The organism is Streptomyces sp. A2-16 (genome assembly GCF_018128905.1).
GTDB lineage: Bacteria > Actinomycetota > Actinomycetes > Streptomycetales > Streptomycetaceae > Streptomyces.
In genome coordinates this window covers 4,803,811-4,816,480 of record NZ_CP063808.1, presented here as the reverse complement: position 1 = coordinate 4,816,480, position 12,670 = coordinate 4,803,811, and the positions used below count along the sequence as shown (strand labels likewise).

The window sequence follows — 12,670 nt, the reverse complement described above, 5'->3', positions numbered from 1 at the left end:
GTCATGCACGATCTCTGCAAAATCAGTCTGCTGCACCGCCTGTTCGCTGGCCTGCGATGTCGCAGCGGCGCCGGTAATCGCGCTTGTGGCGACAACGCCGCTGTTGCCTGCATGGTTTTCTTGAAGATCGGTTTCCCCTCATGGACGAGTCACCAGAAGCGCGATAGCGATCCGCCGTGCACCGGGTTCCGGGTTCAGCTTGCTCTCGACTCGGTGGCAGCGGCGACTTCTTTCGGTCTGGGCCGAAACGAGGACCGCGACCTGCCCTTTTGAGGATCAGGAACAGGTTCTTACCTTGTCGTTTAACGTGCGCACTGCTGCTTCGGTCGAGCAGGTGGCTGGGGGGACCTGACATGCTTCGGGGCATGGAGTCCCGCAAGAGTCCCGAGAAGAGCCCGTTGCGCCTGGCTGATGTCTGCCCTGATCTTGTTGGCGAGATAGTTGCCCTGCTGCGGGACTCACATCCGGGAGACCCGATCGCGGACTCGATCTCGAGCCTTCCCTTTCACGGGATCTGCCGCAACTACGTGCTGACGGCTCCAGAGGGGACGCCATCGCCGTGGGTCATCGAGCTGGAGCGTGAACAGGAGACGGTGTTCCTGCTGGGTGTTGATCCGTCACGGTCTCTAGTCACATGGGTTGATGTGCTGGACGGGCGGGATCCGTCTGCTGCATTGCCGCGTCAGTCCTGACTGACGCGTCTGGGCTTCGTTCCGTTGTGGTGATGGGTTGGACGGCTGTAGGCCTCACCGGTGGCGAGGATCCGGCCCACATCATGGCGGGGTGCCGGGCAGCGGTTCTTCGAGCCGGGTGGCCGGCCGGGACCGGGCTGAGACGGTTTCGGTGCACCAGCCGGAGAGCCGGTCTTCGCGTGCAGGTTCCTGAACCCCCTGAGGACACGCGCTGGTGTCAGCTTGTTCGGCTTGGTCGGCTTCTCCCAGGGCCGCCGCAGGTCGGTGGCCAGCGGGCGGGCCAGTCGGAGCTGGGCGTAGGCCGCGATCACCACCCATGTCCATCGGTCGGCCGTTTCCGAGCTGCGAAGCACCCGTATGCCCTGCGGAGTCTGCGACTGGCTTGGCGGCACGCGTGTATGCCGCGGAGGGGCCCGCTCGGTCTCGATCCCCGCAGACGTCCTCTGATCCGGCCGTGGGCAGGCGGGCCTACGGCAGCTGCCGGCACGGTGCCGCGGTCAGGAGGCCAAGTACTCGCCCTGGGGCGGACAGGAGTCTGGCGTGTTCTGCGAACAGCCGGGCGTGTTCGCGAAAGCCGCTGCCGATCCGGCCGTGGGCCTTGGCGACGGCTACGGCTGCTGCGCGAGGGTGGGCGGCAGACGCGTTGTCCAGTACCACTGCAGTACGGCGCCCAGGGCGACGAGGGAGGTCAGTGGCACGCAGGCGAGCAGTAGGAGCATGTGTTCCGGTAGCCCGACGGCGACACGATAGAGATCGACGGCCAACATGGCGAAGAACACGATGAGCGTGCCGTACGCGGCCCAGGTCCACGCCTTGCGCCGCGCGGCCCGCCGCAGGATCCGCTCCTCGATCTCTGAGCGCCGTTCCCAGGTGAGGCTGCGGTACGGGGCGGCGGCCAGACACAGCTCCGAGACCTCGGCGTAGGGGTCGTCCAGCTGCCAGTCGTTGAGGTGCGGGAGTTGGAAGCGGCGGCCCTCGAGGTCGTAGAGGTAGGTGATCCACTGCGGGGCCATCCGGCCTGAGCCGCGCGGGGCCGGCTGCACCCGGATGTCGTACACCTCCTGCCAGGCCCAGGTGCGCGATCGCACGGGGCCCTGTGCGGTGATGCCGGCGGCCGTGACGTGGGTGTACGCCCGGTACTGCTCCAGGACGATCCGCACGACGGTCGTCACCATGAGCAGTACGATCACCGCCGGTATCCAGCGTTGCATCCCGTCGGAGACGCGGCCGCTCTGGATGAGTGCGTTCAGCATCACCACACTCAGCAGGAGCAGGTACGTCCGCGGCACCTTCCGCCGCTTCCGGTACTCGCGCTCCACGCCACCATCGTGCATCGACGGTTCCCTCCCCAGGCGCACCAAACAGGTGCGCGACTGGGGAGAGCGTAAGTCCGGTTGCTGTCGGGTTTTCCGGCGGGTCCCGGTCTGGCATTAACGGTCTGACTTGGGCTCTGGCACAGATCTTGTGGAGTCGTCGCAGAGCGTCACCGGGCAGGTCGATTCGCGGCTGTGATCACACCTGTTCCTGGTAGACCCTGATTTCCGTGGGATGGAAGTTGGGGACGATCGTCCAGAATTCGTGAAGCCTGAGGCCGTCGGCCCAGCCGTCGAGTTCCTCGTCCGTGTCGTGGAAGAACCAGGACTCAAAGTGCCCCAGCGCCCGAAGTTGAAGGACGGGTTCGTACCGGAGTTCGCAGTGGAGCTGGATGTAATGATCATGCTCGCCTGAGGCACCGTTGACCTCGAACTGGCGGGCAAAGTCCAGGGTGAAGGCAGGCGGCCCATCGAAGGCGTGGGTTCCGTACTGGCAGAGCAGGCCATCCGCGTCGGGAGTGTTCGCGACGTCGAAGCGTTGTGAGCCGAAGCGCACGAACCTCAGCCACACCTCGTCCACGCCCAGTTCGGCGAGAGGTTGTTGTCCATGGCTCAGCTCATGTCGAAGCCGCTCCTGGGCCCGCTCTATGGGCAGTCTCTTCGACATTCCTGTCCGTCTCGGTCGCGAGGGAATCTGACGTTCCCATCGATCTTCTCAGCCCGTCGCAGTCGCTGGCGTGGCCAGCGTTGGCTGCAGAGCCTGTGGTGAGACGCTATTGGAGCAGGATCATCTTGCGGAGGAGTTCGAATCCGGCACGGCCATAGAGCTGCCTCTTGATCTTCTTGATGCGGTTCACGGCGCCTTCTGTGCCGCCGGAGCTCCAGTGCACGGTGAGTCCGGCGATCACGGCTTCGAGATCGGTGGTGAGTCCGTGAGCGAAGCCGGTCATCCCTGGCAGCCGTGCGGCGCGGGCGGTGCCGATCCAGTCCGGCAGGTCGGCGCCAGTGCGCCGGGCGAGCATCTGAGTGAGGGCGCGTACGAGTTGGTGGGTTTGATCCAGCTCGGGACAGGCATCGAGGACGGCCTTGAGCTGGCTGGTTTCGTCTTCCGTGAGGGTGTCGGGGTGGCGGGTGATCCAGCCGACGACCGTGCGCACCGACGGTGCCGCAGCGGTCGGCGCGGGTGCATCGGGCCACTCCAAGCGGCTGCGGGCCCAGTCTCGCAAGCTGCTGTAGGGCACTCGGTGGCCTCGCGCGGCGAGTTCCTCTCGCAGATCCTTGATGGTGATCACGCCGTAGGTGTCGTCGATGCGCCGTTGCAGGTAGAACTGGTGCACGTCGAGGTGGCTGGAACGGGTTCGGCGCCCGGTGACCATGTCCTGCCAGCGGGCGGCCCGTGCGTATCGCTGGACGGTGTGCCGTCCCCAGCCGAGATGGCGGGCGATGGCCCGCAGCCCCATTCCCTCCTTCAACAGGCCGTGGACCAGGGCATGATGGGCCCGCATCCGCTCGGCCCTGCGGCCGGCGGGCACCGCGGTGGCGAGCATCTCGATCTCGGCGATCTGTGCGTCGGTGGTCGCAGGATCGGGTGGTGGGACGACGGTACGCAGGCAGTCGCGATGAGCCGCGACGCACTTCTCGACGGCCTGGTTGAGGTTCTGGAGAATATGGAACCGGTCCGCGACCTGCAGCGCGTCCGGGGCGCCAAGCGCGGCACCCTCGGCATACGCCCCCGCACGGTCCCTGCAGATCACTTCTACTCCTGGATGCACCCTCAGCCAGGCCGCCAGCGGCGCGGCCTCGCGGCCGGGCAGCACATCGATGGGGTGGTGGCGTTCACCATCCGTGATCACGGTGGCGTACGAGTGGCCACGGCGGGTGGCGAAATCGTCGACCCCGACCGCCTGCGGCGTGTTGAACTGCGGATCCGGCAAGGCCATCACCCTGCGCAGAAGCGTCATCCGCCCGGCATCAAGGCCCAGTTGGGCCACCATCCGGGCGCCGGCCCGTCCGGCAAGTGCGAGACCGATGTGCTCCAGGAGACGGCCGAGCCGGGTGGTGAAACGCGCGTACGGGCAGGTCAGCCACGCGAACGATTCGACGAACGTGCGGCGCGGACATGTCCTTGCCTCACAGACGAAGCGCCGGACCTTCAGCAGGATCACGACGCTCCGCTCACCGAGCGGCAGATCCCGCAGTCTGCGCTGGTAGGAGCCGTGCACGCGCTCTGAGGGGCGGCCGCAGTCAGGGCAGGTCGCACCCGTAGTGCGGCCCTTGGCCACGATGTCGATCGTCCCGAAGGCAGCAGTCACCTTCTCCACGTCCACCTCGTCGACCCCGTCGAACACGAGCGTCTTCCAGAACAGCGCGTCGGTCTGCATGACCGGCACCGTCACTGGCGACCGCCCCGGAGCGCGGAGTTCCGCACCGACTTGACGGAGCGTCAGCAACCGTTGTTCGGGGGCACGGCGCACGCGGTCTCACGGGGAAGCAGCCCCCCACATTCGAACACCGTAGTAACGCTCTGCGACGACTCCACAAGATCTGTGCCAGAGCCCAAATCAGACCGTTAATGCCACCCGAGAGCACAACGTTGAGTAGTCACTCGTCCAGAGCGGGGGCGCAGGATGGACCGACGCCTCATCCAGACCGCGGTTTTCGGCAGTCCGGACTCTGACGAGCCGGCGCTGTGTCCTGAGACAGTTGAGGAACTGGACGTATTCCGCAGTGAGCACGAGGACGTCCCTATCTGGTATGGCACCAAGTTCGAGGGCGGTTGCGGCCGCCGGCTCACGACCAGGCGGTGCACCGACAAGATCTGCCACTTCGCGCACTACGGCAGCGGCGGGGACGGCCGTCCGTGCGGCCGCAAGGAACACGGCAAGGACAGCGTCAATCACCTCTTCGCCAAGGCCCACCTGGCCGCCTGACCGCGAGAGCAGGACATCGCTGCCGAGTTCACCTATCCCGAGCCGCTCGGGTCCGCTGTGCTCGTCCGCGTCGAGGACGGACGAACTCTCCTGATCCACCTCGACAAAGCCCAGCCTGTCGACTGGGGGAGCGGCATGTGGGAGACCATTCTCGGGCCCGGCGTCCGCGTCAATCCTGGCGTCCTTGCCCCGCGGCTACGTTCACAGGGTTCGCTTCGAGGACCACCCCGGGGGCGGCCGCATCATGAAGTTCGGCACCGAGATCCCGGAAAAAGCAGCACGTGGGGCAGCCTCGCCGAAGCCGTCCTGACATCCAACGGCCTGCTCACCGAGGCCAGGCCCACCGCCGCCACCCCTGCACCAGCCGCTGTTTCGCAGCCGATGAGAGCTCCGGCCCGGGCACTCCTCTAAACGGGGCATGTCCTCTTCTTGTCCGCCTGGCTCCTGCTTCTTACAAGGCGACTTCGACGAACTTCGTTGCTGAGTGCGGATCCGGTCGCGTTGCCGCCGTTGTCAGTGTCAGCCGCTACGGTCCGCACCATGACGTCGACTCCCAATCCCAACCCCGTACGGTGGCTGCTGGAGGTCACCGCTGCTGCGGCCTCCGCGTCCCCGGCCACCTTCGAGCAGCAGCGGCAACTCCTACGGTCGGTCGCTCAGTTCGACCAGCCTTCACGGACCTGGTGGGCGTACATAGGTGCGCTCGATGTCCGGGCGCTCCGCATTTTGGAGTGCCTGTTCGAGGCCGCCCGGCGTTTTGGGACCGAGGTCCGTGCGCAAGCCATCGCCGCTCCCGACGGCTGGGCGGGGCCGTGCTTCAGCGACGCCGGCCAACTGGCGGACCTGGTGGCAGCCCGGGCCGACCGCGGCCGGCTGCTGGGGCAGCTTCACCTCTCCTGACACAGGGGGTCGCCAACGTCGGCCGCCTCGTACGGTCTGAGGTGCGCATCCAGCCGATCCGTAGGCTACTTCCCCGACAAAGGCGTTCCCGGCGGGTCGGCTGTGGCACCGTGGAGCACGTTCTGGCCCGCCGCTTTCCCCCGAGCGGCGGGCCAGATCCTGTCCTGGAGGCGAATCCGGCCCAGTAAGCATGGGAGGTGGTCGACTCGTGGAAGCCGTCTTGGCCAGCATGGTTGCCGTGGCCGGCACGCTGATCGGCTCGATGAGCACCTACCTGTTCCAGCGGCGTATGGCTGAACGCGCGGACGACGCGTCTCGGCAGGAGCGCCTGCGCCAGGAACGTCTGGCCGCCTACAGCGGGTATGCCGGCGCCGTGTCGGAACTCAAGCGTGGCCTGATCACCGTGTGGTTCCGGCGTCGGGCATCCCCGCGCGACGAGGACGCCTACAGGGCAGCGCGGGTGGAGAGCGACAGACTGGGAGCCGCAGCTGACACCGCCGACTTCCGTCTCCAACTGGTGGCAGACGATCCGGTGCTCCGTCCCCTGATGGACGCGGTACGTGCCAAGGTCGGCGCGATCGACGCAGCCGAAGACCAGCAGCAGCTCATCGTGATCGAGTCCGAGTTCGAGCAGGCGGTACGAGCATTCCTCGACGCGGCTGCCCGAAGGATCAACTGATGCTGCGCTGACCCGGCGAGGTGCCTATGCCTAGAGGCGTCGTCTGCGAGGCTGGCCAACGCGTGTACTCCGCCGAAACGCACTGCTTCGGAGTCTTTTCCGAGTTGGCTGCGTCCCTGGGTACGTGATCCGACGTAGTCCAGGCAACAGCCCGGCTGTTGGGCCAGCAAGACCGGGGAGCTTGCCGTACGCAGAGCCGGTCCTGCTGGGGGAGTGGCAGCATCTCGAGACGGTGAGAGCGAAGCCGACCGCTAACGACCGGCTGATGGCTGGTGGGACTGATCGAGCAGTACGCCCCGCACTCCTGGTAGTCCTGCCCGAACCCCCGGCCGCACGCTGGGGGTTCGTCGTTTCGCCGGCCAACTCGCCCTGCCTTGAGGAGACATCGTCGTGGAACTGGCTTCGTCCACCATCACCGGCGTGATCGGCGTGCTGGGGGATGCGGGTCGGCTTCCGCCTCCAGGAGCGGTCCACCGCACGGCGTGACCGGCACGCCCGGCAGGCGCAGCAGCGCGCGGAACTGCGCGCCGTGTGCGTCCGCTTCCTCGCCCGGCTCGCCGCGATGCGCCGCCTGCAGATCACCCGCTCTGTCCTGCGGGATGCCGACGCTCCCGAGGCGGAGCAGGCCGCGCTGTAAGCGCGCACCACCGTGGGCGAGGTGCTCGCCGAACTCCAACTGTTGACCAGCGACCTTCGCGTCCTCGGCCTCGCCGACGGCCTCGTCGACCTCACCTTCACCCTGCACCGGGACCCCGACCAGGCCGAACGTGACCGGCGCAGCGCGCTTGCCCGGGCCGCGCACAACACGTTCATCGCGGCCGCGGGCCCGCTCGTGCGGGCCTGACCGGGCCGGCTCCCCGCCGGATGCGAACGTGCGCACAACCGCCCGGAGTGCGCGGGGCCGGTTCCCCGCTGGTGGCGGGGGTCTGACGATTCAGCTTTCCCGGTCGTCGATGAGCCGGTGGAGCTTGTCGAGCACCCACAGGGCGGTGGCCGTGGCGGCGAGGTGCCCGAAGCCGTGGGGCTCGCCCGGCATCGCCTCGGCGAGCTGCCCAGCGGCTGAGCCGGCGGCTAGGGCAGTTCCGATCAGTACGGCCTGGCGCAGGGTGAACGGTTTGCGAGCCATGTCTCCTCCTGGAGGTCTTCGATGTGGCTGGTTCGCAACCAGCACATCCCACCGCCGGGGTGACGCGTCGAAATGCCGAACACTTTTCCCCGTTCACGTCCCTGACCAGGCCAAACCCGTCGTGCGGCTGAAGTGTTCAGTGAACGCGCGACCATCTGTGCCGCGAAACCGCGACCCGATAGCCTGTCTGGATGGGCACGAACGGTGACGAACCGGTGGGCTACCACCGTGAGTTACTCGACCTCCTTCGACTTTTGCGAGAGGAACATGGCGGGGATTCGCTGCGCGCCATTCACCGGCGTTCCGGCGTCTCCCTCGGACATCTGAGCAAGATCTTCGCCGGTTCGCAGCTGCCCAGCCGAGCCAAGGCGATCGACATCGCCCGCGCGTTGGGTGCGTCCGAGAGACAGCAGCAGAAGGTCGGCGAATACGCCGACAACGCCAAAAACGATCCTCGAATCAAGCGGGACTGGGTCGCTGACGGCACCGTCAACGCGGTGCTGGCAACCGTCCAGGACTACTTGGCCACGCAACGGCCGCCTGACCGTGACGAGCACCCGTGGCGTCCGTTCCAACCGCCGCAGCCACTCACGACGACGGCGTTGCGGGAGTTGCCGCCGAGCGAGCTGCTGGCCACGCGCCACGGCGTGGTCAGCTTCGCGGGGCGGGGGGACGAGCTCGCGTGCCTCAGGGCATGGCGGGATGGGACGGCGCCATACGCGGCGCATCTCGTCTGGGCCCAAGGCGGCGAGGGCAAGACCCGCCTGGCCGACCACTTCGCCCAGCTGTCGGTGACCGACGGCTGGACGGTCCTGCAGGCCGATCCCGCGGCAGGCCCGCCCCCGGCCCGTCGATGGGCAGCCTCGCCGGGCGACTACCTCTTGCTGGTCGATTACGCCGAGCGGCTGACCCACGACCAGCTCGACCGTCTTCTGCAATGGCGGCCCGATGCGCCCGGCCGGATCCGGTGGCTGCTGCTGGCACGGACGGACGGCCCGTGGTGGGAGTCCATCCAGTACACGCTGCGCGTCGCCGGGGTGGCAGCATCCCAGGAGCACCTGGCGGCCCTGGCCGACGGCGGATCGCAGCGGCACGCAGTCTTCCGAGCGGCCGTGCGGAGCTTCGCACCCATCTATGATGTCGCCGACCCAGACGCAGTCGCGGCGCCACAGCATCTGGAACACGGCACCTCGGGGTCGGCGCTCACGCTGCACATGGCCGCACTGGCCGCCGTCGACGCACACGTGCGCGGCGCCGCCGCACCGGACGATCCGGGTGAGCTGTCCGCATACCTGCTCGACCGCGAATTCCACCACTGGCAACGGCTGAGCGACACGCGGCGGATCGGCGTCGAGCCCAGCATGATGGGGCGGCTCACCGCGGTGGCAGTCATGGCCCAGCCGCTGCCGCCGCCCGACGCCGTACGTCTCCTTCAAACCGTCGAACTCGCGGCAAGCCCTCCAGAGGCACACGCCATGGCGATCGCCCACGCCGCGTGCTACCCGCCCGAGGCGCCCGGCACGCTGCTCGAGCCCATGCGGCCCGACCGTCTCGGCGAGGATTTCCTCGCCCGGCATCTGCCGGTCGTCACCCCGGACGGCACGGCGGCGCGGCATTCGCATCGGGCGGACGCGTGGCACGGCACGGTCGCGCGGCGCCTGCTCGGCACGGCGGCCGATTCAGCAGACGTCGACCCGGGCAGCCGACGCAACGCCTGGAGCGTCGTCATCGAGACCGGCCGCCGATGGCCGCACGTCGCCGACGGCTACCTCACCTCGGTCATCATCGAGCAGCCAGCCGTCGTACGACATATCAGCGCCGCCTCGCTCACAGTGCTCGCCGGGTACGCGCCACTGGCCCTCTTGGAGGTCCTTAAGGCGCAGCTTCCCAGCCATCGCAACGTCAGCCTCGACCTGCCCGCCGCGGTCATCGCCGCACGACTCGCCGAGCATCGGATGAAAACGGTCGCGACCAGGCAGGACGAGGGCGCTCTGCAACTGGACCTCAGCGTACGTCTGGCAAACGCCGGGCTCTTCGAGGACGCGGTCACGGCGGCCGAACTGGCTGTGGCGGCGTACGAGGCGCTGGACGAGAGGGAGCCCTTCGCCTTCCATCCGGCACTCGCCGCGGCCTGGAACCAGCTCGGCATCGTGCTGGGGCACGTCGGCCGGCCCGGGGCGGCGATGGCAGCCACCCGGCGGGCCAGCGGGATACAGGACGCGCTCGCCACAGTGGACTCCCGGTTCTCCGCGGGCCACGGCGTGATCCTCAACAACCTCGCGGTCGACTACAACACCCATGGCAGGCACGCCGACGCCCACACCGCCGCCACCAAGGCGGTCGGGCTGATCCGGGCCGCCATCGAGGCCGGCGACGGCGACCCGCACCTGCGCGAACAGCTGGCCATGGCACTCAACAACCAGGGCCTGTCCCGGCTCGCCCTCGGTGACGTCGCGGCGTCGGTCGAGGCGCTGCAGGCCGCTGTTGAGATCACTGCCGCGCTGGCCGGGGAGGACCCCGGACGCTTCGAACCCGACCACGCTCGTCACCTGGCCGACCTGAGCCGCGGGCTGGAGCGCGATGGCCAGTATGCGGCGGCGCTGGACCATTCGGCCGCCGCGGCGACGATCCTGCGGCGGCTCGTGCGGCACAACCCGCGCCTGTTCGCGGACCAACTGCTCAAGACGCTCACCAAGCAGGCGGAGCTCGCGGCCCGCACCGGAGCCACCGAGACGCCCCTGGCGCTGCTGCAGGAACGAACCACGCTGCGCCGCTCTTTGGCCGACCGGACCGATACGGCCGGTGACATCGTCGACGAACACCGTGTCACCGGATTGCTGCACATGACTCTCGGTCAGTGGACGCAGGCGGTCGATGCCCTGCACAGGGCCGTACAGGAAGCGAACCGGTTGTCCGACGGAAACGCTGAGCGTTTCCGTCCCACTCTGGCCGAGGTCCTGGTGGATCTGAACATCGCGCTGTGGCGGGCCCGTCGCGGGCCCGAGGCGATCAAGGTCGGAACCGCCGCGCTCGATTTGTACCGCACGCTGCGGGCCGAACATCCCGGCGTCTTCGACGCGCGGCTCGCCGCCGTGCTGGTGAACCTCGCCACCGACCTGGAGCCAGCCGGCCGCCCGGCGGAGTCAGCGAGCCTGGCCGAGGAGGCGATCGCCATCCTGCGCGGCCTGGGCAGCTCGGCAGAGACTTCCGAGGCGCTGGCCCTCGCGCTGACCAACGCGGCGCTGGGCCGGTTCAGCGCCGGTGAGTCGGAGGCGGCCCTGCCCCTCGCCGAGGAGGCTTTGGCTATCCTCACCCGGCTCGACACCGGCGTCACCGTACCGAGCCTCGCATTGCTCGGGGCGAGCAGCTGCCATGCCATCGTCCTGGCGACGTTGCGTCGTGCAGGCGAGGCGGCGGATGCCGCCCGTGCGACCATGGCCGTCGTGAGGCGTCTTGACCTGGACTACGTCACAGGCGACGAGGGCAAGGTGACAACCGCCTTGCAGTGGTGCCTGAGGGCATTCGCGGTCGCGGACGACACGACCGGGGGTCTCGCCGCCGCCGACGAGATGGTCCGAGTGGCGCGGCGGTTCGCCGGGCGTAGTACCAGCCTTGCCGAGCTGTTGCCCCTCGCGCTACTGCACCGCGCCAGGCTTCTCGACAGTTGCGAGCGCGCGGACGAGGCCCGCGAGGCCGACCAGCAGGCGATCTGGGCGTTCGAGGCCTGCCGCGTCAATGCCGGGGCCGAGTCCGGCGACGTCAGCATCACGGCACCCGCCTGGCGCGCCTCCCGGCGCATGCAGGCGGAGCTGTTCAACGATCGCGGCTATGCCGCCTGCCGCGACGAACGGCCGGAGGCCGTAGACCTGCTGCGCTGCGCCGACGCAATCCACCAGGAGCTCGACGATCCCAGTGGGCATGCGATGGCGCTCGAGAACCTGTACTTCGCGCTGCGAGCCAGCCGCCAATACGAGGCGGCGTTTGAGACGCTGCCGAAGATCGTCGTCCGGCACCTCGATGCCGAACAGTACGACCAGGTCCGGCAATACGTCGTCGAGGTCATCAAGGCACACAACGCCCTGGAAGAGGTGCAGTCGCCGTGGATCGTGCGGGACGCACACCGCGACGCTGACCTGCGCCGACTGATCAGCGAGCACGGAGAGTCAGCGGTTACCACGACCGGCGTACTTCTGGTGTCACCGGAGCAGGACATACTGGAGGTTCTCGGGCACGTGCCGCAGGAGTCACGGGTGCGGTTCGCCGAGGCGATGGCCCGGTTGGCCGGTATCGACCTGGCTGCGGTGCGTACCGGTGCGGACCCCGAAGCGGGAGCTTGATCTCCTATCCTGAGCCGAAGCACGATAGCTGTCACCAAGGCAGGCTTGCTGTCACCAGAGGCTGAGGCATCCGGTCAATACGTATCTGGCTCCTCAGGTCTTGGGGCCGCTCACGAGGTCCAGATTGGGTCGTCCGAAGCAGGCCGGCCGGAGAAGCGTTGGAGCGGATCTCCTGCGAGTGATAGTCGACGCCGTGCAACGGTGATGAAGTTGTTCTGCGCTGACTCGACAGCCGAGCGCAGAACAAGCCAGTCCTCCTCGGGCTTCAGGCCACGTTTGATCATGGTGTGAAGACGCCATATCTGCTCGTCAAGAGCGTGGGCAGCTTCCGCGATGTCCTTGTCGGCGACTAGGTTCACCATGCTCAGGGCTTCGTTCCACGGTCGCCAGTCGATGGTGGTGGGCAGCAGCACACCTTGCGGAACGTCGTCGGGCCGGCTGGCTTCCATCTCGCTGAGATCCACGAGGACACCTGACGACTCGCGCAGCACGCGCGCGCACGTTGCCGCGACTTGGTCCCGGACCCAGTGTCTGTCCTGCGCCCTTTTACTGACCACGCTCCCCGCGACCACGCCGATGAGGGTGGTCGCAACGGCTGCGGCAGGGGCGACCAGTGAACTCCACAGGGCGGACATGGGCCCAGTTTGACGTGCTGAAGGACTGGCCCGCAGGCGCTCGCGCGCCCAGCACCTA

At 68.0% G+C, this 12,670-nt stretch carries 12 protein-coding genes and 1 pseudogene; 7 read left to right on the top strand and 6 right to left on the bottom strand.

The window, feature by feature from the left end; translation table 11 throughout:
* The first annotated feature begins 365 nt into the window (after positions 1 to 365).
* A complete protein-coding gene (locus IOD14_RS21625) occupies positions 366 to 692 on the top strand; it encodes a hypothetical protein (RefSeq protein ID WP_212671219.1) in 327 nt (108 codons plus the stop codon).
* Here the strand turns inward: IOD14_RS21625 and IOD14_RS44420 are convergent.
* From IOD14_RS44420 to IOD14_RS21610, 4 genes and pseudogenes are all read right to left on the bottom strand, one after another.
* Positions 683 to 1,042, bottom strand: a pseudogene (locus IOD14_RS44420) (transposase); the annotation flags it as partial. The gene IOD14_RS21625 and the pseudogene IOD14_RS44420 overlap by 10 nt on opposite strands.
* Before the next feature lie 258 nt (positions 1,043 to 1,300).
* Positions 1,301 to 2,026, bottom strand: coding sequence for a PH domain-containing protein (locus IOD14_RS21620; protein WP_212671218.1), 726 nt, complete (start codon positions 2,024 to 2,026; stop codon positions 1,301 to 1,303).
* Positions 2,027 to 2,204: 178 nt separating this feature from the next.
* Positions 2,205 to 2,672, bottom strand: a complete 468-nt coding sequence (locus tag IOD14_RS21615) for a hypothetical protein (protein ID WP_212671217.1) — start codon at positions 2,670 to 2,672, stop codon at positions 2,205 to 2,207.
* Between the two features lie 106 nt (positions 2,673 to 2,778).
* Entirely contained in the window at positions 2,779 to 4,386 is a 1,608-nt protein-coding gene (locus IOD14_RS21610; RefSeq protein WP_249126010.1) for an ISL3 family transposase, read from the bottom strand.
* Between the two features lie 246 nt (positions 4,387 to 4,632).
* Here IOD14_RS21610 and IOD14_RS21605 point away from each other — a divergent pair, with 246 nt between their 5' ends.
* The 5 genes from IOD14_RS21605 to IOD14_RS21585 all read left to right on the top strand — a co-directional run bounded on the left by IOD14_RS21605 (position 4,633) and on the right by IOD14_RS21585 (position 7,358).
* The gene (locus IOD14_RS21605) at positions 4,633 to 4,935 is read left to right on the top strand and encodes a hypothetical protein (RefSeq protein WP_212671215.1); all 303 of its coding nucleotides are present in this window, start codon (positions 4,633 to 4,635) and stop codon (positions 4,933 to 4,935) included.
* Between the two features lie 540 nt (positions 4,936 to 5,475).
* Complete coding sequence (locus IOD14_RS21600) at positions 5,476 to 5,835, top strand: hypothetical protein (protein WP_212671214.1); 360 nt, start codon at positions 5,476 to 5,478, stop codon at positions 5,833 to 5,835.
* Positions 5,836 to 6,043: 208 nt separating this feature from the next.
* Positions 6,044 to 6,514: a hypothetical protein gene (locus IOD14_RS21595; protein WP_212671213.1), complete on the top strand. Its 471-nt coding sequence runs from the start codon at positions 6,044 to 6,046 to the stop codon at positions 6,512 to 6,514.
* 439 nt (positions 6,515 to 6,953) lie between these two features.
* Positions 6,954 to 7,151 carry a hypothetical protein gene (locus IOD14_RS21590; RefSeq protein ID WP_212671212.1) on the top strand — a complete coding sequence of 66 codons (198 nt, stop codon included), beginning with the start codon at positions 6,954 to 6,956 and terminating at the stop codon, positions 7,149 to 7,151.
* 21 nt (positions 7,152 to 7,172) lie between these two features.
* Positions 7,173 to 7,358: a hypothetical protein gene (locus tag IOD14_RS21585; protein WP_212671211.1), complete on the top strand. Its 186-nt coding sequence runs from the start codon at positions 7,173 to 7,175 to the stop codon at positions 7,356 to 7,358.
* 90 nt (positions 7,359 to 7,448) lie between these two features.
* Here IOD14_RS21585 and IOD14_RS21580 read toward each other — a convergent pair whose 3' ends face one another.
* Complete coding sequence (locus IOD14_RS21580; protein ID WP_212671210.1) at positions 7,449 to 7,640, bottom strand: hypothetical protein; 192 nt, start codon at positions 7,638 to 7,640, stop codon at positions 7,449 to 7,451.
* A 191-nt stretch (positions 7,641 to 7,831) separates the two neighbouring features.
* Between IOD14_RS21580 and IOD14_RS21575 the strand changes: the two genes are divergently transcribed.
* Positions 7,832 to 11,977 (top strand): helix-turn-helix transcriptional regulator, encoded by a 4,146-nt coding sequence (locus IOD14_RS21575; protein ID WP_212671209.1) that lies wholly within the window; start codon positions 7,832 to 7,834, stop codon positions 11,975 to 11,977.
* Positions 11,978 to 12,087: 110 nt separating this feature from the next.
* Here IOD14_RS21575 and IOD14_RS21570 read toward each other — a convergent pair whose 3' ends face one another.
* The gene (locus tag IOD14_RS21570; protein WP_212671208.1) at positions 12,088 to 12,612 is read right to left on the bottom strand and encodes a hypothetical protein; all 525 of its coding nucleotides are present in this window, start codon (positions 12,610 to 12,612) and stop codon (positions 12,088 to 12,090) included.
* Between the last annotated feature and the right edge of the window lie 58 nt (positions 12,613 to 12,670).